The following is a 20,620-nucleotide window of genomic DNA, read 5'->3' as shown; positions in this document are numbered from 1 at the left end:
ATGGGCGCCCAAGAGTCATAACGACTCCACGCATCCGCTAGAGACAACAAGCTCCTTTAGCAAGGCCAGTTGGCTTTCTGCACGCAGGAGCTGTTCGTACTGTTCGTGTTGGTTTTTTTCGAGGCGCTGGATGCGCTCCTTCTGGCTGGCGATCAGTCGGTCCTTCTGGTCGAGCCTGGTATTGAGCTGTTCGGCCATGATTCTAAACTCTGCCGCTAGCGCACCCGACTGGGCGAACACCCGAGGAAGCTGGCTGGCCAGCGTATAGGGGGTGATGTCGAGCAGAAGCGAGCAGCCCGGTCGAATGGCAGCCAGCGTCTCGTCAGGCAAAACGAGTTCAAATCGCGGGTCGTCGTTCAACGCGAAGAGGGTACAGGGTTCGCCATCGCCATCGCGAAAAAAGGCTATTCCACCCACTTTGGCAAGGGCATTCGTATAGCCCGACCACTGCCAGAGCTCGTGGCCATCCGAATCGACAAGACGCATTCCATGCAGGATGATCGCCGCCAGGTCATCCGATATGTCCAGGCGCAGACTATCGAGCAGTCCCACAGTATCTGGGAATAGGAGGGTAAGCGTTTGGCGCTCGCCATCGGTTGAATATTTGGCTGCACTACTACGTACTTCGGAGTAGCCTGAAGCAGCATTGCCCTGTTTTTCGTGCCAATAGATTTTGGCCGCGAGACTAAGAGGGCGATTCCGAGGGGTTTTCTTTGGTGGAGTTTGATCGTTATTGGCTATTTTGCTTATGGAAAACTTATTTTTATCTTGGGATGGAACGCCGATGTATGTTCCATGAGTGTTTTTGATGTCGCATACTAGCGCGGATTTTCCCGCGATATAGCGCTTTCCGAGGCGGTTGCTCGCTGCGGGATGTTTGGTGATGATGCACATGGAGTTGACGAATTCAATCGAATGGATTTCTGCAAGTACCACCTCGCCGAGTGGTGCCGAGATGCCGAATGCCTGCAGCAGCTTTACTCGGCTGTGTTCTATACCCCAATGCTCGAAGTTCAAAACATCCGCCAGCGCCTTGAAGAAGGCCATGGACGAGCGTGGATGGTGCAGACCACCCTCATAGTCTTCCCAGTAGCTGCAGTGCAAGTCCTCGGCGATATAAAGGCCACCATGCTTCAAGCGTGGAAAAAAGTTACAGAAAGTACCGATAATGTCGCTGCTGGTATGGGACCCATCTTCTATAACGATATCAAATTCCTGCGTTATGGAAAATATCTTTTCCAATGTCTGAGGCTGATTGATATCTCCAATGACCAAGTGGGTCTTGTCGGAGGTATAGGTAATGTTTTCGCAGCGTGGATTAATATCGCAGCCGATGATCGTCGATGCATTGGGGAAATACTTTTCCCATATTTCCAGTGAGCCGCCGTTCTGAACGCCAATTTCCAGAATCGTCACGGGCGCCTGTCTCTGGGAGCGAAACAGGCGCTCATATTCGGACAGGTAGATATCCCATTTGTCCGATAGGAGTCCTTCGTGTTCGACGTAATGGTCTTTCAGCGTTATCGAAGGCATTTCAGCAGGGCCTGTGCAGAGTGTGAGAAATTCTTTTATCTTGTCAATCTTGCCCGAACAAGTCGCGTGTGTAGACTTTGTCTCGTATGTCTTGAATGTCATCCGACAATCGATTGGCCACGACTATATCGGCAATGCGCTTGAACTCGTCGAGACTCCCGACGACCCGTGAATTGAAGAACGATTCCTCTTTCAAGACCGGCTCGTAGACTACCACTTCGACCCCTTTGGCCTTGATGCGTTTCATGATCCCCTGGATCGACGAAGCACGAAAGTTATCCGATCCTGCCTTCATGATCAGCCTGTAGATACCGACCACCTTCGGTTGTCGTTTCAGGATCGCTTCGGCGATGAAGTCCTTGCGGGTGATGTTGGCCTCCACGATGGCGCGGATCAGGTTGTTGGGGACGTTGGCGTAGTTGGCCAGCAACTGCTTGGCGTCCTTTGGCAGACAGTAGCCGCCATAGCCGAATGAGGGGTTGCGGTAGTGGCTGCCAATGCGTGGGTCCAACCCGACGCCTTCGATGATCTGCCGTGTGTCCAGCCCGTGTATCTCGGCGTAGGTATCCAGTTCGTTGAAGTAGGCCACCCGCATCGCCAGATAGGTGTTGGCGAACAGCTTGATCGCCTCGGCTTCGGTGGAGTCGGTGAGCTGCACCGGAACGTCTCTTTTCAAGGCACCCTGCAGCAGCAGGTCGGCAAAGCCCCGTGCCCGCTCCGAGCGTCCTCCGACCACGATGCGCGACGGATGGAGATTATCGTACAGCGCCCGACCTTCGCGGAGAAACTCCGGAGAAAAGAGAATGTTGTCACAACCGAACTCCTGTCGCATCCGTTCGGTAAAGCCCACCGGAACGGTCGACTTGATCACCATCAACGCCGTCGGATTGATCGACAGCACATCGCGGATCACCGCTTCGACCGAACGGGTGTTGAAATAGTTGGTTTCCGTATCGTAATCCGTGGGGGTAGCGATGATCACGCAATCGGCATCCCGATAGGCCTCCTCCTTGTCGAGCGTGGCGCGCAGATTCAGCGGCTTGTCGCGCAAGAACTCTTCCAGTTCCGGATCGGCGATAGGGGACAGACGCCGATTAAGGGCTTCGATTTTTTCCGGGACGATGTCCAGCGCCACGACGTCATTGTGTTGGGCGAGCAGTACGGCATTTGAAAGGCCGACATATCCTGTGCCGACAATTACAATTTTCATCGTTGGGTCTTCATGGGAAAAATTGAAATATATAATTATCTTGCAAGTTTGGTAGTTTCTGGTAGTGGGTATTGATAGCTGGAGCCTGCAGGTATTCGATACGATGCTCCTGTTGTGGTGGCGTTGAGATAGATTTCTTTATGTAATAAGTTTCGTGGAATTTCACTTAAAGAAATAGATGTTCTGAATCCGCAGTCTATGGGGGCACCTAGGATCTTGCGTTTGACATCCGGTCGGAATATTTTTGTAGTTGCTTTCGTTTCGAAAATGAAATTATCAATGCTTGCGTGGAATGTGACAGGGCTATTGTCATCAAAAAATGCCCACCCTAGGAACTCCAAATCTGATCCTATAAGCTTTGCGTAGTCCATGCATCCAATAAGCTTGGGGGCCTTTGGAAATGGTAGTTCAATGATGTTTTTATCTGTTTTTATTTGAATTAGCTGCTGTTTCAGTCTGTTGATTTCATTTTTGATCAACTCTAGTAGGTTGCTGTTTATAGTTTCTTTTTCATCGTTGCGGTCATGTCCTTGAAAAAATGAGTTGTTTCGGTTCAATCCTGCGGCAGCAGCTATAGTAGCTCGGCCGCGATTCTTTTTGAGTGTGAATTCTTCAAATGACTTAACAATATAATGATTAATTCTGAATGGTTCCCAACATGTTTCTTGGCTAAGGCCAATTATTTCCTGGTTGTATTGTGTTATGTTGCGATTATTGGCATGAACATAGCGCAGACCCTCCTTGATCTTGAAGAGATGGGGGTTTTCATGTGTGTCCACATAAGCATCAGAGCGAACGATGGATTTATAGTGCCTATTTACGCCAAAGTCCTTTGTGGCGCGGTAATTGAAGCGCTCAACTACAAGGTCGGCAGAGTATTCCTTATGATGAGAAGATCCATATGTGGCCCAGTTTACAGCAATTGCCCCTATACTGTTATCTTCTGTGAGGCGCTGTAATGCGGGTTTAATGGAGGTCTCTCCATCTGTTGGTAGTAGGAATTCGTCGGCGTCAATAAAAGCAAACCACTGAGCCTCAGAGATATGCTCGTTGATGATTTTCTTGTAAGCGGAGAGTTGTGGTGGAACCCCTGGAGTAGACGGAAATGGAATATATGTGATGATCCCAAGTTTTTCGAGGGCTTGGAGAAGATCAGAAGAGCCGTCCGTGCTTCCATTGTCTGCAATGAAAAAATTATCAACACCAATGGTGCGATGAAATGCTATCCATTCTAAGATATATGGGCCTTCGTTTTTAAAGATGGCTGCTATAGCTAATTTTTGTTTGTCATTGATTTTTTTCATGGCCGACTATTGGGTGAGCTTGTGTGAGAGATTCTTGAAGACTTTAGTGATTAATAATTACTATGTCTAATGGAAAAATCCTCCTTGATTTTAGTTAGGTTTTGGTTGTAGTAAGGATCTATCTCAAGTTCCTTATTCCATTTTTCTTTCATGAACTCTATTTCTTTTCGGAATCGTTCAATTTTCTCCGGAGAGTCCTCGGCACCACGGCTGATGGACTCATGATGATATAGCTCTGCGTAGGGTGTCCAGAGGTTTCGATAGCCGGCAGTGCGTACTTTTAGGCAGAAATCAACATCATTGAAGGCAACCTTTAGGTGTTCCTCATCCAAACCATTAACTTCATCAAAAATACTTCGGCGGATCAATAGGCAGGCTGCCGTGACGGCAGACAGTGTCTGGACCAGTTGTAGCCTGCAGAAATAGCCAGGATGATCCCGTGGGAAATGCTTATGGCTATGACCGGCAACCCCTCCAATAGAGCATATGACTCCTGCATGCTGAATGGTGCCGTTGCTGTAATACAGCTTGGCTCCAACGCAGCCGATATCCGCTCGCATCGCATGGGAAACCATTTCGCCCAGCCATTCCGGGGCGATGACTTCGATATCGTTGTTGATCAGGCCGATGACTTCACCGTGCGCGTGTTGCACGCCGAAATTGTTGATCGCCGAATAATTGAACGGATGATCGTAGCGTAGCACCCGAACCCGCCGGTCTTCCTGCTGGATCTGTTCGAAGAACTCCAGAGTCTCGGTCTCGACGCTGCCGTTGTCCAGGATCAGGATTTCATAGTTCGTATAGGTCGACTTCTCCAGGATGCTACGCACGCAGGTCTCGGTCAGGGCGCGGCGGTCGCGGGTCGGGATCAGCAGGCTGACCAGCGGCGCCGGTTCCGGCAATGGCCAGCGTACTCGATAGGTATTGGGTAGCTGTCCCGGTTCGACACGCACGGCCGGGTGTGCTTCGGCAAAGTAGTCCGTCAATGCCTTGACCCCTGCTTCGGTGGTATAGCTCTTTTCCCCCGAGGCGAGAGCGGTGGAGCCCTCGACGGTACGCCAGTGATATAGCACGCGGGGAATATGCACAATCTGCGGGCCTTTCACATACAACAGGCAGCGCAGCAGCAAATCCTGATCCTGGCTGCCTTCCACGCCAGCGCGGAAACCACCGATTCGTTCGAGCAGCGACCGCCTGTATACGCCCAAGTGCGAAACATAGTTCTGGGAGTAGAACAGGTCCGGATTCCAGTCGCTCTTGAAGTGCGGGTCGAAGCGTTGGCCTTCGGCGTTGAGCTTGTCTTCGTCGCTGTAGAAGATCTGCGCATCCGGGTGTCGAGTGATCGCTTGGGCCATGAAGAACAGGGCATGTTCGGGCAAGGCATCGTCATGATCCAACAGTGCGACGAAGTCACCACCGGCCAAGCTTAATGCCGAGTTCGAGGCGTGCGAGATATGGCCGTTTTCCGTTCGGAATACGACCTTTATACGTGGATCTTGTGCCTGGTACGCCTCCAGCAGCTGGCGTACATGGGGTTTGGGCGATGCGTCGTCGGCGATGCACAGTTCCCAGTGCGGGTAGCTCTGGGCGATGACCGAGTCGATGCAGGCACGCAAGTATTCTTCGCCGGTATTGTAGGTCGGCATGGTCACCGAGATGAGCGGCTTGTATTCAAACCCCGCAAGCATGGTCCGGATCTCGCCTGCACTGGGCAGGCTGGGTTTTTCGATGTTCTCGATCCAGTCTTCATAGCTGGCTTGTCCTGGCGCGACGATGAAAAGCTCGTTGTATTTGCGCGCCAAAACTTCGGACAGCGAGGTTTTCCTCTCGTATACCTGTCGCTCCAGGTCTATACGTAATTGCTTTAAAGAAGCTGGGGTGGATTTGCCTTTACCATAAGCGATCTGCGTCAGTATCTGCCTCTTGGCCGTGCCCTCGTCGATGCGCGTCCACTGCAAGGCCAGTATGCGGAATCGTCCCTTGAGTTCCTTCGGATCAAAACGAGCGGATCGAATCGGTTTGGAAAAAAAGCAAACCCGTGTCGCAAGAGTTTCTGTCTGATAAGGCAAGATAAAAGTATCAGCCTCCGAATAACCCTGGCCATGATCAAGGTAGAATTTGGCCGAGTTTTGCGGTCTGGAGGCATCGATCAGCAGGTCGATACGATACCAGCCCGCCTGCAACTCCGTGATGGATTCGAATTCAAGCTGGAAGTGCGGATCTTCGCCGAGGGATTTCCAGTACTTATCGTTGTCGCCATCCTGTTCCAACTGGCTGAGTGGAGTCAGTTTCAGCTTGATTCGATTGCCAGAAGATTCCTGCAGCTGTATCAGCGGCTTGAGCGGTGGCAAGGCCGCTTTGCAAAACCTTCCAAGCGCTGGCGCGAATGGCTTGTGAATGGCGCTATCGACAGCGTACCGTAGCTTCGATGCATTTTCCTGGTCTGAGGTAAGGGCAATAAGGATGCCGCCGAAGCGTTGCTGGACTGCAGCACTGGAAACCGTGACTCCATCCAGCTCATGCGCCAGCGTCAGGGCGATCTGGCTCCATTCCTGGGCGTTTGCGGCGGAAAAGTCGCGTTCCCGAAGGTGGGTATCGGTCAAGCGCGGCAATCTTTCTTGTGGGGCTTCGAGGACGCCATCGTCGAGATCGATCAGCACTTTCGCATCCCAGACGAGCTTGTAAAGCATGCCAGTCAAGAGCTGCCGAGGGCAGGGACTGGTAAGGTGCACGACATCGAATGGTGATTGGGCGACGAAGTCGATGAGCCGTGACGTTGCTTCGTTGGAAAGAGGGGACAGAGCATCATGATCAGCTATCAGCTGGTCGATAGTAATTGTCTCCACATCGGAAAATGCCCGGTAAAGCGTGGCGACTACCTGACTCCGGCTGTTCGGATCATTGCTGAATTGTGGTTCGAGAATTGCCGTATGGAGTTTTGCGGCGAGTGCTCGTTGAGTACGGTACTTACGCCGTGCGATCTGAATGTTGAAATGAAGTGTTTGGGGAGACCCCGAAAAGGGTAATGCACGAATATAATAGCTGATTGCTGTGACGTAGTCCTTGTTGCGCACTGCGATGTTGCCTTGTTTTAACAAGGAAGTGTGATGAGAATTGACCATAGAATTTTGAAAACTCTCCTTAAGTGTGCGCGCAGTGTTACCACTAAGGAATATCTGAAAAAAGCCCTGTTTTCAAGAGATCACATGCCCTGTGAGTCGCATAGTTACTGGCTTATGATTTTCAGAAAAAGTCTTTTTCAGACCATCCCTAATAGAATAGATAGTCAGGTTGACTATTTTTCTTTTTGGTAATAATTAGGTTGGGGTAGTCATAAATTATGGTGCTGCTTGATCAAGTTTGAGTGTGATGGATTTGTTATTTGAGTCTTAAGGTGTTGCACTCGTTTTCTTGATGGCTGTTTTAGTGGTTATTCTAGCGAGATAGCAATTTTTGACAATGTCTACTGCTCCGAACAAGTCAATTTTTGAGCCTTAGAAAAAAGCCAGATCGAGTGTTGGTGTGGCTTTCGTGATTTTTCTGTAACCCAGAAAGGACTTGCCCGGAGTTTTTCACATTACGCTAATTTAGCTTTTTTATGTCTCGCTTAAGTGCGATTTATATCGGCAAGAAATAACTACTAAAAAACAAGTCCATTACTTTCTCAACGATTGCTTGGCGGACATGCACACCGTCTTTTTCAAAGGCGTTTTCCTTGCTTGAGTTAACAACTAGCTCGTAGCTGGGAAAATAATCTATATGTTCATTCTCGTCGGAAATTTGTTGGGCGACGGTGCGGAGAACGGATTTTGAAAGTTGATTGGCTACAACTACATGGCTTTCCGTAAAGGTTGATCCTAGGGGGACTGGCGATACAGTCAAAATGATCTTACATTGAGGAGCTATCTCTTTGAGTCGAGATATGGACTGGTTTAAAAGGTCATATACATTATTGTAGGAAAGAACTGAGAATGAAAAGTCCTGAATTTTTTTGCGTAACGAAATATGTGATGGTGTTTGGTTGATGAATGATTTGGAAGGTATATGATACCATGCTTCGTTGTAGCCAAGAGTTATGACCAATATGTCCGCTTCTTGGATTTTTTTAAAACCAGATACCAATCCATTTCGTACTTCAGTGATTTTCTCAAAAGGGAGTGGGCGTAAGCCAGATGTTAATAGGTCGAAGTAATTATCGCCCTCACCGATGATAGATTGGTAAGGGTCTTGAGTGTTAGCAAGCTTTATGGCTTCTAGAACGGAGCCGGGAGTATAAATGTTCTGATAACCGGTCCGTGCTGTTCCGCCAGTATACTCAAAGTATTCAGCGGGTAGCACAGGGACTTCGCTGAGTAAAGTAATTCTTCGCATGCGAAGAACATTTTCTAGGTTGCGAGCAAAGCAAGATCCGATAGTAAAAAACTTAGAAGTTTCCCGTATATTAAATTTTGGTTTATGACTTATGTTTGCTATGCCGCAGAAATCTTCAGCCCATTTTTGGGTTGCGCGGTTTGAATTATTTTTTGCAGCCTGAAATGCGTTATTCCCGGTTTGAAATCTGATTTGCATGATTAGTCCTTTGTTTATGTTTTGGGTTTCTATAGGTCCGTGTATAGCTGAATAGCAATATTTGCAGTTTATGCTGAAATTGTATTTTTGTTGTCGGCTGGTAAAGCTTTTATCTCTGTATCGTGTTTGGGTGGATTTGTCGAGCTTGGATTTTAGGGAAGCCCTGAAAAAGCCCCTCTCGCCTCAAAGGAGCACTCCTGAAAGTCGCATCATTCCTGACCTTTGGTTTTTTATGAGGGCAAGGAGGAGGGATTTTTTAGGGTTTCCTTAGAAAGATTAGATGATATTTTTATTCGTGACTATTAATGGTTAGCGGTATTCTAACCAGATCTCTGTCAAAGGTGGTTTTACAGCTTGATGCTGGGTTGAAGCGGGTAAAGTATAGAAATCCGTGATTGGAGATGGTGCCAAAATTCATATCCCTCGAGTCGGGATCTAATATTGATGGATAGGCTGCGGCTATTATCATTTTTTTACAATTTTGTGGCGTTTTGATGGTGTATAGTGTTTTGGATTGGCTCCAATTTAAAAGGTCTTTTGATTGAGTGTATTTGAATTGAATGTTTGGGAAGATATCATCTTTGGTGCTTTTTTGGTAGTCCTCATAGATGGCAATATATTGCTTTGTTGTCTCATGCCATAATAGGCTTCTAACTTTGTTCTTGATTTCTGGGATAATTGTACAAGTGTAGTCTTCTGGGTTTTCTGTATCGGGGTGCTCGGGGTTGACAAAATGTCGATTGAAGCCGCTACCATCCCATGTTCTCCATGAAAGTGGATCTGATAGGTTGTCGGTTCTTGTAAGGCAATTTCCTTGCTTCTGCCCCTTGTAGCCGTATGTATATATTAGTGTGTAATAGAAGTTATCCCTGTATATAATGTTTGATGTAGTAAAAAATCCTGCTGGTTTTCCAGGGTTTTTGCTGAATTTATGAGGTGCGCGAGCGATAACATGCTTTGGTGGTGATGCAGTAGAGAATGTATTTCCTCCATCTGTAGAGGTGGCTAAAATTATGGCGCTCCACCAGCAGTCCGAGCTTTCATTTAGAGGTTTGGGGCATATTTTGAATCTAGTGCCATGGTAGTCTGAGCTACCGAGACTATATATTGTGCTTCCGTCTTTAGTATAAAAAGTCTGCAGCCATATTAAGTCATCAAAGTTTTCTGGATTTTGATCGGTTGATGCAAAAAAAGTATGCTTGCAGTTCGGGGTAACATTATTCAGATGTTTGCCGACTAGTGGAGTGTTTTGAGGGTGTGATGTGTATAAAAATACGCTGCCATCTTTCGACTTAAATGCTCTTGCTGGTGAGTCGGGTATATCGCCATCAAAGCATTTATCTTTCTTCCATTCGAAGACGGTTTCTATTTTACTTGTATCTAAAGAGATCTCTAGTAAAGGTGGTGTGGGAGGTGAGCAGTATCCTGCCTTGATATATGAAATCCAGCTGAATAGTATAAGAGAGCTTTTTTTTGATGTTGATATGTTTATTTGTCTTTTCAAAAAGAAACTCCTTGCTCAGAAATGCATAAAGATTTTTTGATGGTTGTCAATGCTTAATTAAGCTAAGGCACTGCGCTCAGTATTGCTACCACCTTCTTCTAGCGTTGATTTTGATTGAAAATTTTTGGTTGAAATTGAGGTGATTGTAGGGCATGGGAGTTATGTTCCCTGCAAAGGGGGTAGCTATGAGAAAGTATGGATTTTTTAGGGAGCTTTTAATTGTTTAAATGGGGTGGGGTCTTTAAGATTTACTCCTCTCCTGATGGGCTTGTTTGGTGTGTAAAAACAAGACTTTCAGATCGCTTTGAGTTGCTATATATGGCAACACCTTATCAAAGAGATTAGGTGCTGCGCTTGGGTCTTGACCGCTGGTCCTATCTTTTTAGCCAGCGATAGGATTTATTTGGGGTTTTATAATCTTGGTCTATTTCCTGTGGTTGGTTTTGGTTACCGCAGAAACTATTGCCATTTGTAAAGAAATTATCGATAAAGCGCTGCCTTGGGCGATGAGGATATGTGGCCTCTATTAAGGAGCGATGAGCCACACTGGTTCGGTCCCATGTTACATCCTGTTTTACTAACTTTGCTGGAATTCCGGCGTAGCAGCAGCTAGCATCAGTAGTGCCGCTAATTACTGCATGTTGTCCAATAATAGTGTCATCAGCTATTTGAGAGCCTTTGTTTATAGTCACATGTCGACCAACCCATACATGGTCCCCAAGTGAGACTGACATGTCGGGATTAAAGCGGTCTCCTGATGAGTATGAAAAAAGACTATGTGAGTCTGACGTTCGAATGTGAACGTTTGTTGAGAACATGCAATCATGACCTATAAATATATAGGTGTTGTCCCCTTGAGTTAGAAAGTTACAGGAATTTATAGTTGTTCCTGCGCCAATGTATATGGCATTTTTTTGGTCGAAGGCTTGAATGGTAAGATTTTTTATTTCGCAGTATGGGGAAAAAAATATTGTAAAATCAGAATTGTATGCAGTAATTAAAACGTTTTCAACTTTGGCTTCCCATCCAAAAACAAGTTTTATATTGGTTTTAGTATTGCCTATAGTGGTCAGTTTTTGGATTGTTGGCTTTCCAGAGTAGTATGTACTGACAGCGCAGGTTCTTTTGTCTATGGTTGCACCTGGTGGCTCTCCAGTTTGACTGAGTAGGTCATTAAAAAAAACAGGCTTTGAGTTGTGTTGCTTGCACAAGGCCAAATACTGTTTGTAAAGACTAATGGCTTGCTGCATGGCTGGTTGTTACTCAGCTAAGGCTTTCAAATATGGGGCGGGTGTTAGTTGATTATTTTGCAAGAAGTTTACATATGTTTTTGCTAGTTTTGTTCGATTCTGATCAAATAGCTCAGGATCAAAGTTAAATAGGTCAGGAAGCATGTCGAGAGTTATACCAGAGGCTATGTCTTGAGCTCTAACATAGGGGACGAGCATGGTTTGGCAAAGCTCGACTGTACGAGAGTCATGTGCCAAGCATAATGCCGGGACACCGACTTGTAGAGCCAACATAGCTCCGTGTATTCGTGTTCCAATAACAAAATCGAATCGGCGGACATATTCCATCCAAGATGCGGCTGAGAAGAAACTATGCGCATGACGAATGCTCCATGTCACAAAATCATCATCGGACATATGCGGTGCAATGTAATTACGGCAGGCATTGCGCGATTCAAGTGACATCAAGGATGCTTCACCACGGCCAAGCATCACCATTTCAAGAGGGCTTTGACAAATATATGCTCCTCCGCCTGTAGAGCTTGCCATTTCTACAAGTGAATTTTCGAGGGTGCTCAGATGGGTCCAGCGCTGATGTCCTGCGGTGATAGCGATATTTGAGGGGGTTTTATTAAAGCGTGTAGCAATAGTTTTTCCTAGTTTTTTGTCTGGGCTGATGAAAAGTGTTGGGCATCCCAGAACAATTGTTCGATCGGCCAGCCCATATCTCTCTAGCGCTCGCTGGCTAAATTCGCCGCGCATTGCAATGTTGGGGTGAGATCCTGGAGCACGCTCTTGTATGTTGCGAATCCAATCAAGCGTTCCTTCCGGGATTTCTGGTTCTTCCTGTAGGCTTCCTGCTTGTGCTCCTAATCCGATGCCTACTAGTTTGCATTTTACATCTTGCAGTGGTTTTGCTGCCCACCCAAGATCAACATGTGATCCAAGTTGGTTAGCCATTGTTATAACGCCAATATCACCCATTGCATCAATCTGCGGGGCTGGGGCATCCCACAGAATTGAATTAAGATCTCCACCAAGAGCACGAGATATCGCATGACAAAAGGCCAGGTTACCAGTGTTTTCACCAGCCAGCCTGTAGGTGGTTTCTGTCGATAGTAGTGCGCTGTTTTCTATCGTAGGGGAAAGACCAAGCAGAAATGGTTTCATTGTTTATAATTCTCTAAATAATAAGTTTTGATGGGGTGTTGTTGTGAGTGGTTGAGTCTGTTATTTATTAAGGATGTAAGATCCGATGTCGGTCGGATACGTTTTGTTGAGTCTTTATATGATGCTCGTAGTGTTGCTGTTTTTCGTGCATGATTGGCGAAGACTCAGGGGGGGTTAGGCGATTTTCTCTAGAAGCTCTACGTGAACCTGGCCGCACTCGGCATATGATAGCGGCCTATTAAGAGTAGTTTTCAAATTTTCCCATAGCTCATTGTTTTGTGCTACTTGGCTGATCGTGCTGGCCCAGGCAAGGATATTTCCTGCAGGAACATGGATTCCATCCAGGTTGTTACGAACTTTTTCGTACATTCCACCTATATTGGAGACTAAAAGTGGGCGTCCATATACCAAGGACTCTTGTATAACCATTGGAGAGTTTTCCCACCAAATCGAAGGAACTATTACCCAGTCAACGCCAGCTATGCGGCTGCTCAATTCATGAGGTTGGTAGGGGCCGACCCACTGAATAACACCCTCTTCTATTAGAGGGGCCCTTAGGCGCTCTATTTTTTCCCTGAACTCGGGTGCTTGATTTTCCAGGTTAGCCCCATGTACTTCCAAGGCAATATTTTTTCGGTCTGACTTAGGGATTTGATAAATTGCTTCTAGCAAAACATCTATCCCCTTGAAGGGGTTGATCTGTCCGAAAAAGCCAAAGCGGTTTCGGGTTTCACCTTTAGCAAGCGGGCGTGCTGGTAAAGGCGGTTCATCGGATTGACCATTTTCAATGACGACAATTTGCTCGGACTTCAAACCCCAGGCAATATAACGCTGCCGAAGAAATTCGGATGGGGATACAAACTGATCTACAAAATCAAAGTGGCTCTTGAAATAGTGCTTTCGTAGCCAAAAGTCTTCAGCTGTATTGTCAGGGAAACATTGGCTGCATTCATCGTAGCTTTCCCTGCTGCAGAGCTTGAAGCTTCCAGCTTTAATCATCTGGCCATTATTTTTGCAAATACCCATGTATTCATGCAGCGTCATCACAATTTTGATGCTGGGATCTATCTGTTTAATGATTCGTAAGTATTCAAGCCCCAAGTGGGCATAATGGTGGGTATGAACAATGGTGGGCTTGAGAGCCCGAATGAGATCGGCAAACCAAGTCGTCAGTGAGTCTTGGTGAGCCGCTTTCATCTTGTGCCAGTCATAGACCGATTGCTCCCACAGATATTCGTTGGGGCGGCGCATGCTGATTGCGCCTGTCAATCCCCGACGCCGATCTGCTCGAGCTAAAAACCAAGCCTGCTCTACATTTTCATTGTCACGGTAGGCTTTATAGAGGTTATAGGCTGCGATCTCCCCACCACCGAGACTGAAATCGGGGTGGGCATGGGACATTACTAGAATTCGGTGTTTACTATTCATTATATTTTGCTCAGTTAAACGATGCCGTTGGTTGACGCTTCGATCAGGTCTCGCCAGCGTGTCTGGTGGCGAACGGCGTTATAGATCACCACACGTGTACGGAAATCGTCTTGTCCAAGCAGTTTGAAGGACTGACGCTCCAGGTGGGTAAGCTGCACAGTAGGTAGGTAGGCTATTTGCAATCCAGCCCTGCGCAGTTTGAGGCAAAAGTCAGAATCTTCGAAATCACCGATAAGATAACTGGTGTCCCAGCCACCTATGCGATCAAAGTTGATGCGGCTAACTGCCAGACAGGCACCGGTAACGGCCGAAACCGTGGTCAATTCTCGGTGAGGGTCAAGCTTGGGATCGAGCCCCATGCGAGGATGATGGTTGATCCATATACCCAACTCCTCGCGCCTGGAAAACTCCATGCTGCAGTGTTGAATGGAGCCGTCGGCAAACACCAGGCGCGGCCCGACTGCGCCGATCTCCGGGTTGTCGGCAAGCACATCCAGCATTTGTTGCAGCCAGCCGGGCTGTTGCGGGAAGGCATCGCTGTTCAGGAACAGAAGATATTCGCTGCTGGCGTGTTGCACACCGAGATTGTTTGCACCGGAGAAGCCGCGGTTGGTGCTGCCCCATACCCAGCGAAAAGGTAGTCGATACAGGCGATACAGCAATTCTGCTTGCGCGGCAAACTCTTCGACCAGCCTGGGGTCGTCGATTACATAAATGATTTCGGCGTGTTGCGCCAGCCAGCTGTCGCGAGTGAACTCTATAAGCTGGTGCTCGACGAAGTCCGTGCGCCCATACAGCGGTATGATGATGCTGACCAATGGTTGTCTGGGCGGTTGGCCCAGTTGGCGGACTTGGACCGGGAGATCGTCCTGAGTGTGTTGCTGGTGTTCCTTGAGGCTATTGATGACGGGAATATCCACCAGCGGGAAGCGTTGGTGAAGTTGTCCCATCGGTGTCTGTATTCCGAACAGCCAGCGGCTGGCGGCGACTGGATCGGTGGGGAGGCTGGTGCATTCCACTTCGCCCAAAACTGCTGGCTCGCCATCCATCATTTGCGCCATCAGCCTCAATTTGTTGCCTGGCTTGACGCCATTGATATGAAGCATGAAGCCGGCCATGCTGGATGTATGGCCAAAGCTGTTTCCGTATGCGTCAAGTACGTCTTGACGGAAAAGCCGGAATGCCCATTGGAGAGAGAAAGGGAATCCTTCCTCGTCTTCTATCCATATGGCGGTGTCTTCGGAGTGCAATGCCCATCCGACCACTACGGCATCGGTCGTGGTATTGGCTACCGCAGCGACTTCAATAAAGCCCAGGGGTTGGGGGGAGTTCGATTTTTTTCCCTGATGGGTGATTGTTTTCTTGATATTTAATGGGAAGTCGTATGTTGTTTCGTACTCATCCATGAGGGTTTGCAATTGAAGCGTATATTCGCCATTTTGGAGCGTGGTCGTCACCGTAAAGCCAAAGCCACTTTCCGGCTCGGAAACCTTCAAGGAGTTCGCAACGTCGAGTCGCCTGTTGCGGTTGATTTCATGTGGAGTGTTCCGCTTGTTGTGCACTAGTTTTATCGTGCACTCGCCGAAGCACCAGCCAATAATTTTCAGTTGGGAGTTTGACGCCTCAAGAGAGTCTATCTTGATGGCGGCATGGCGTTCATTTTTCCGATTGTGGATATGGACTATGGCTTCTTGGGGGGAGCCTAGCTTTTTTTCCGGTGTTTTTTTTCTGGCATGGCCATTGAGCTTGCTAGACGAGTTTTCAAGGGATAGCATGTTGTGCAGCTCGGATTTTGGGGTTGTCAAGGAGGGTTTATTTCACGTTTGATTTGGTCTGTTCCCAGAGCCAGGCGTGCTGAACTATTGAGTCCAGGCTGGTATGGATAGGCTGCCAGCCAAGTTCTTTCTGGATTTTTTTCGAGTCGGCAACCAACGCTTTGGGATCACCCTCTCGACGGCTCCCGTTCTTTACTGGAACCTTGCGCTTGGCAATACGCTGGGCGCTATCTATTACTTCCTTGACTGAATATCCTTCGCCGTTGCCCAGGTTATAGTTGGTGCTGTCACCTCCATTAGACAGGTGCTTCACCGCTAACCAATGTGCTTCGGCCAGGTCCAGAATATGGATGTAATCGCGGATACAGGTACCGTCCGGAGTGTCGTAATCATGTCCAAACACTGTGATATCGGCACGCTGCCCTGAGGCCGCTTGCAATATCAGAGGAATAAGATGGGTTTCTGGATCGTGCCGCTCACCCAGAAGAGCATCGGGGTGTGCACCTGCCGCATTAAAATAGCGCAGGCAAACGGACTTGAGGCCGTATGCCCGGTCATAGTCGGCCAAGGCTTCTTCTATCATCAACTTACTGCGGCCATAAGGATTGATGGGCTGTTTGGGATGTTCTTCGTCGATGGGTATGTATTGCGGTTCGCCGAAAATGGCTGCAGTGGATGAAAATATGAACTTATTCACGCCATGGGCACACATGGCGTTCAGCAAGTTTAGCGTATTGGCTACGTTGTTCTGGTAGTACTTGGCTGGGTCTTGGACGGACTCGCCAACTTGTATGAATGAGGCAAAGTGCATGACCGCATCTATCGAGTGCTTCTTGAAGATCTTGTCGAGCAACAGGCGGTCGGCGATATCTCCGTGTATGAACTCACCGTGTAACACCGCATCGCGGTGACCAGATGACAAATTGTCTAAAGTGATAACGTTTATGCCTTTCTGGCCGAGGAGCCAGACCATATGGGAGCCAATATAGCCAGCACCGCCAACGATGAGAATAGTTTGCGACATTTCAATATGCTCTAGCGTTAGTTTGTCAATGAAAAGTGGCTGATAATCCATGGCAACCCCAGCCGGAACATGGCTGGGTGACATCAATATCTATATGAGGAAACTGTTTTCAGTGTTTTAACTAAGAGATGGTTTCTTTCTGTGGGTAGGTGGCTTCAGATAACTTTGGGTCGTGTTGTAACAGTTCGATAGGGGGCTGGCCGAGCTGGGAGTACTGTTCGAGCGTCCGAGCCCGGGTGACGAGACGAAGGTCGCTACCAGGGGTCACCAGGGAGACGGCGTTGCCGAAGTGCGACATGGCCCGCTCCTTGTCGCCCATGCTTGCTGCGGTGCGCCCCAGGCTGTTATGCACGCCGGCGATCAGCACTTGTCCGAGCAGCCGTTTACTGCAACCCCAGTCCTGAGCCAGTTGGATAAATTGCTTGGCTACAGAGATATTGCCCTGCTGGAAGTGACCCGAGGCTGCGAGCAGGGCGAGTTTGGCGCGATCCGGATGGTGCTGCAGGGTACTGCGTTCGAGCCTGGCAAGGCTTTCCCAATCGCCGAACTGCCATTGGATGCGAGCACGTTCGAGCAGGTTTTCGTCATAAGGGACGACGGTGATGCCTTCCTCGGCGAATGCCGTGACCTTTTTGCCGGTCGAAGATGGCTCTTCGGAGAATGCAAATGTCGCAGCAACATCCTGCTCGGGCTCTTGGGGCTTGGAGCCGAAAAGGTGGCGAATCCATTTCGTTAAGCTGTTCAGCATGGTCAGAGTCCCGGTTCGCGAAGGAGTAGGTCCTTGATGAGTTCGATCTGAGCCTCGCCTTTCACCAGTTCGTCCTGCATCAGTCGGAGTCTCGCGAGGTTCTCGCTGTATTCGGCTTCAAATTGGTGAATTTGGCTATCGCGCTCGGAAAGGATCAGGGTCTGGTTGTCGCGGGTCAGAAGAAGCGCATTGGCTTTTTCGGTTTGCTCCCCGAGCTGGGCGAGAAGTGAGGTTTTTTCCTTGACCAACGCATCACGTATGGCAACCAGCTCGGCCGTTCCCTTGGCGAGTGCGTCGAGCTGGGCCTTACGCTCGTTGGCGAGCTTGGCCTGTTCGTCGCGGGCAGCGATCAAGGCGGTTTTTTCCTTGGCGAGCGCATCGAGCTGGCTCTTGTGCTCGTTGGCGAGCTTGGCCTGTTCGTCACGTGTGGCAGCGAGAGCGGTTTTTTCCTTGGCCAGAGCATCGCGGGCTGCGGCGAGTTCGGTTTTTTCCTTGATCAAGGCGTCGCGGTTGGCGAGCAGGTCGGCTTTTTCCCTGGAAAGTGCATCGATCTGGGCCTTGCGCTCGTTGGCGAGCTTGGTCTGTTCGTCGCGGGCAGCGACAAGGGCGGCTTTTTCCTTGCCCAAGGTATCGCAGCTGGCGAGCAGATTGCTCTTTTCCTGGCGTAGTGTGTCACGCTCGGCCCCAAGTGCACTTTTGTCTAGGAGAAGCGCATCGCGTTCGCCGAGTAGACTCAGTTTTTCCGCGTTCAGTGCGTCGTAGGCGACAGCGAGTGGAGTGTTTAGGTCCCCGGTATCGTGCAGAAAGATGGCTTGGCCGATGCGGGGATGGTTTTCTTCGAAGCAGCCGATGCACCGGTAATCGTGATCGGCTAGATAGCGCTCGATCTCGGCCAGCGTTGTGCCGGGCTCATTATCTTCGAGCGGGGCGAGCAGCACCCGTACCCATAGCACTTTCCATTGCTTCAGCAGCGGGCCGGCACCCTGCAGGATGCGCAGTGCCGGCAGGCAGTCGATGACTAGCCAAGTGTTCGTGGCCGAGGCGAGCGGCGCGAGCTGGGGCTCGGAGAGAAGCGTTTGCAGCGTCTGGGTGGTGCAGGTCCGTTGGCCCTGGGGGCGTAGATTTGCCCAAAGGCTGACGAGTTTTTGTGGGGGAACGAGCCCGTCTTCGCCGGGATTGCTGGCTGAAAAAAACGGGGCCTCGCCTTGGCTTTCGGCGAGTACCGCGTTGCGCATTTGCCAGTCGGAGGCTAGGGCGACGTTTTGCTTGATGCCTGCCAGTGCCTCTTGTTTGGCATCGATGAGTAGAACGTTTTCAGGGGGGATGCTCTGCCAGTCGAGTCGGTTCGGGTTGCTCTGGCTGGCGCCGACGAGAATGGCCGACTGTGGCGGGAAAAGCGCTTGCAGAAGGTTTGCGGTTTGTTGCTGGTTGGGTATTTGCCTGCTTTCGGCGGAGCGTGTTTCGTCCATCGTCATTCCTCGATTCCCGCGGGAGTTCCGCGGAGTGCCGTGGTTCGGATCAGAATGTCTCTGAGGGTATCTCTAAGCATGCCAGCCATGGCTTGCCAGTCTTGCCATGGTCGGCTGGCGGCGGGATAGGCCTGTTTGAGATCTTCGAGCTGAAGGGGAAGGGTCTTGATCAGGGTGCCGATCAGTTGTTGATCGTTCTGGCTCAGCGCGCCCCATACGTTGGTATCCATGGCGTTCGGCCGGGCGAAGCGCAGTTCCAGGCGCGAGCCGTGGCTATCGGTGCTTTCTGCAAACCAGTTTTGCAGGACATTTCGGGAGCTTCCGTCGGGGAACTCCAGGCGGGGATTCTGGCCGAAGGGGTGTGGCTCGATATCGACAGTGGCAAGGCGATAGTCGAATGCGGGCCAGTGACTATGGCCGAAGCATAGGTTACCGAGGCTGATTCCCAGGCGTTCATAGCCCTGGTTGCAAAGCGCTTCCTGGAGTTGGATGCTGTCGTAGCGCAGCATTTTGGGCCAGCCAGCCAAGGTTTTGGCAAAGGCGAGCAGCCCGTTGCGCAGGGCGGCGGAATTCAGTTGCTTGGGCAACCGGTTTTCTGTCGGCTGAGCGAGGAGTCCAGCCAGTTGCTTCGCAAGACGCTGAATGGTGTCCCAATCGGAAGTGCCCAGCCCGCTCAGTGCGGCATTGTTGCCTTGGGTGGAGGGGCCGCGGGTCGGTATGCAAGGCAATTCTTCTGCAGTGGCGAAACCGTTCGGCCAGCGTAGTAGTGGAGCTGGTGAGCCTGTGCCCTCCGTCCGCTGGATGACGATGCCTGCCAGGCCATTGGCGAGACAGGTCTTGAAGCGGATTTCGGGAATCAGCCGCTCGCCGATGTAGAGTTCGGTCAAACGCCACTGGACGATTTGCTGGCTGCTGTCGCTTTCCACCAGGTTGATTTCGAGGGTATTGAAGTCCCAGTAGTCGGGGTGGCGCTGGAGTATTTTCTGCAGACGTGTCTGCTGTTTGCCCAATTGCTCCTGACTGGATTGGTATTGCAAGAGGTAGCGCTCCAGCTCTTCCTGGGTCTGGTGGAGTTGGATGAGCAGTTGCTGGTTTTCATTTTCCGACTCATCAAGCTTACTGTGCTGTTGCTCGTGCTCTTTGGTTAATGCATCCAGGTTAGCCTGAAGAGTTGTCTTCTCGGCTGATAGGATTTTGAGCTGCTTTTGGGTCGTTTCGGTTATCGGGGGGGTTTCTTTCAATAGTGCGTCGCGGGCGACTGTAAGGTTGGTTTTTTCTTTGTGCAAGTTGTAACGAGCAGCGACAAGTTCGGCTTTCTCGTTGAGAAGCTTGTCGATTTGGGCCTTGTGCTCGTTGAGCAGTTTGGCTTGCTCGCTATATGTGGCAATGAGGTTGCTTTTTTCGTTGGCGAGAGCGTTGATCTGTACCTCGCGTTCACTGGCGAGTTTAGCCTGTTCGTCGCGGGCAGCAGCGAGCTGGGTTTTTTCCTTGGCCAACGCGTCGCGGATGGCGATAAGTTCAGCTGCCTCCTTGGAGAGTACTTCGAGCTGTACCTGGCGTTTGTTGGCGAGCCTGGCCTGTTCGTCGCGTGCGGCGGCGAGGGCGGTTTTCTCCTTGGCCAGAGCATCGCGCGTGGCGACGAGTTCGGCTTTTTCTT

At 49.6% G+C, this 20,620-nt stretch carries 14 protein-coding genes; all 14 read right to left on the bottom strand.

Annotation, left to right across the window (positions count from 1 at the left end; translation table 11 throughout):
- Positions 1-15: 15 nt before the first annotated feature.
- Complete coding sequence (locus tag BMY22_RS17200) at positions 16-1,635, bottom strand: class I SAM-dependent methyltransferase (RefSeq protein ID WP_244158904.1); 1,620 nt, start codon at positions 1,633-1,635, stop codon at positions 16-18.
- The gene (locus tag BMY22_RS17195) at positions 1,577-2,743 is read right to left on the bottom strand and encodes a nucleotide sugar dehydrogenase (RefSeq protein ID WP_090624085.1); all 1,167 of its coding nucleotides are present in this window, start codon (positions 2,741-2,743) and stop codon (positions 1,577-1,579) included. The genes BMY22_RS17200 and BMY22_RS17195 overlap by 59 nt, the downstream gene beginning before the upstream one ends.
- Before the next feature lie 35 nt (positions 2,744-2,778).
- On the bottom strand, positions 2,779-4,047 hold the full coding sequence (locus BMY22_RS17190; protein WP_090624084.1) for a glycosyltransferase family 2 protein: 1,269 nt from the start codon (positions 4,045-4,047) through the stop codon (positions 2,779-2,781).
- Between the two features lie 50 nt (positions 4,048-4,097).
- Complete coding sequence (locus tag BMY22_RS17185) at positions 4,098-7,121, bottom strand: glycosyltransferase family 2 protein (protein WP_208599322.1); 3,024 nt, start codon at positions 7,119-7,121, stop codon at positions 4,098-4,100.
- A 544-nt stretch (positions 7,122-7,665) separates the two neighbouring features.
- On the bottom strand, positions 7,666-8,616 hold the full coding sequence (locus tag BMY22_RS17180) for a GSCFA domain-containing protein (RefSeq protein ID WP_090624082.1): 951 nt from the start codon (positions 8,614-8,616) through the stop codon (positions 7,666-7,668).
- A 289-nt stretch (positions 8,617-8,905) separates the two neighbouring features.
- Positions 8,906-10,120, bottom strand: coding sequence for a hypothetical protein (locus BMY22_RS23905; RefSeq protein ID WP_143068531.1), 1,215 nt, complete (start codon positions 10,118-10,120; stop codon positions 8,906-8,908).
- Positions 10,121-10,494: 374 nt separating this feature from the next.
- Positions 10,495-11,370: an acyltransferase gene (locus BMY22_RS17175; protein ID WP_090624081.1), complete on the bottom strand. Its 876-nt coding sequence runs from the start codon at positions 11,368-11,370 to the stop codon at positions 10,495-10,497.
- A 9-nt stretch (positions 11,371-11,379) separates the two neighbouring features.
- Entirely contained in the window at positions 11,380-12,519 is a 1,140-nt protein-coding gene (locus BMY22_RS17170; RefSeq protein WP_090624079.1) for a polysaccharide pyruvyl transferase family protein, read from the bottom strand.
- A gap of 174 nt (positions 12,520-12,693) precedes the next feature.
- Positions 12,694-13,920 carry a glycosyltransferase family 4 protein gene (locus BMY22_RS17165; protein WP_167363759.1) on the bottom strand — a complete coding sequence of 409 codons (1,227 nt, stop codon included), beginning with the start codon at positions 13,918-13,920 and terminating at the stop codon, positions 12,694-12,696.
- A 41-nt stretch (positions 13,921-13,961) separates the two neighbouring features.
- Positions 13,962-15,722 (bottom strand): glycosyltransferase family 2 protein, encoded by a 1,761-nt coding sequence (locus tag BMY22_RS17160; RefSeq protein WP_090624076.1) that lies wholly within the window; start codon positions 15,720-15,722, stop codon positions 13,962-13,964.
- Positions 15,723-15,759: 37 nt separating this feature from the next.
- Positions 15,760-16,746 carry a UDP-glucose 4-epimerase GalE gene (galE, locus tag BMY22_RS17155; protein WP_090624074.1) on the bottom strand — a complete coding sequence of 329 codons (987 nt, stop codon included), beginning with the start codon at positions 16,744-16,746 and terminating at the stop codon, positions 15,760-15,762.
- A 121-nt stretch (positions 16,747-16,867) separates the two neighbouring features.
- On the bottom strand, positions 16,868-17,494 hold the full coding sequence (locus tag BMY22_RS17150; protein ID WP_090624073.1) for a hypothetical protein: 627 nt from the start codon (positions 17,492-17,494) through the stop codon (positions 16,868-16,870).
- Between the two features lie 2 nt (positions 17,495-17,496).
- The gene (locus tag BMY22_RS17145) at positions 17,497-18,969 is read right to left on the bottom strand and encodes a coiled-coil domain-containing protein (RefSeq protein ID WP_143068530.1); all 1,473 of its coding nucleotides are present in this window, start codon (positions 18,967-18,969) and stop codon (positions 17,497-17,499) included.
- A partial coding sequence (locus tag BMY22_RS24460) for a hypothetical protein (protein ID WP_167363758.1) occupies positions 18,966-20,620 on the bottom strand: 1,655 nt, incomplete at its 5' end. The genes BMY22_RS24460 and BMY22_RS17145, both read right to left, overlap by 4 nt.

It is taken from the genome of Azotobacter beijerinckii, from assembly GCF_900110885.1.
In the GTDB taxonomy this organism is placed as follows: domain Bacteria; phylum Pseudomonadota; class Gammaproteobacteria; order Pseudomonadales; family Pseudomonadaceae; genus Azotobacter; species Azotobacter beijerinckii.
This window is presented reverse-complemented; position numbering and strand designations above follow the sequence as displayed.

Coding starts and splice junctions, on each gene's coding strand:
- BMY22_RS17200 (WP_244158904.1), bottom strand. CDS start 1,635: ATGACATTCAAGACATACGAGACAAAGTCTACACACGCGACTTGTTCG.
- BMY22_RS17195 (WP_090624085.1), bottom strand. CDS start 2,743: ATGAAAATTGTAATTGTCGGCACAGGATATGTCGGCCTTTCAAATGCC.
- BMY22_RS17190 (WP_090624084.1), bottom strand. CDS start 4,047: ATGAAAAAAATCAATGACAAACAAAAATTAGCTATAGCAGCCATCTTT.
- BMY22_RS17180 (WP_090624082.1), bottom strand. CDS start 8,616: ATGCAAATCAGATTTCAAACCGGGAATAACGCATTTCAGGCTGCAAAA.
- BMY22_RS17175 (WP_090624081.1), bottom strand. CDS start 11,370: ATGCAGCAAGCCATTAGTCTTTACAAACAGTATTTGGCCTTGTGCAAG.
- BMY22_RS17170 (WP_090624079.1), bottom strand. CDS start 12,519: ATGAAACCATTTCTGCTTGGTCTTTCCCCTACGATAGAAAACAGCGCA.
- BMY22_RS17165 (WP_167363759.1), bottom strand. CDS start 13,920: ATGTCCCATGCCCACCCCGATTTCAGTCTCGGTGGTGGGGAGATCGCA.
- BMY22_RS17160 (WP_090624076.1), bottom strand. CDS start 15,722: ATGCTATCCCTTGAAAACTCGTCTAGCAAGCTCAATGGCCATGCCAGA.
- galE (WP_090624074.1), bottom strand. CDS start 16,746: ATGTCGCAAACTATTCTCATCGTTGGCGGTGCTGGCTATATTGGCTCC.
- BMY22_RS17150 (WP_090624073.1), bottom strand. CDS start 17,494: ATGCTGAACAGCTTAACGAAATGGATTCGCCACCTTTTCGGCTCCAAG.
- BMY22_RS17145 (WP_143068530.1), bottom strand. CDS start 18,969: ATGACGATGGACGAAACACGCTCCGCCGAAAGCAGGCAAATACCCAAC.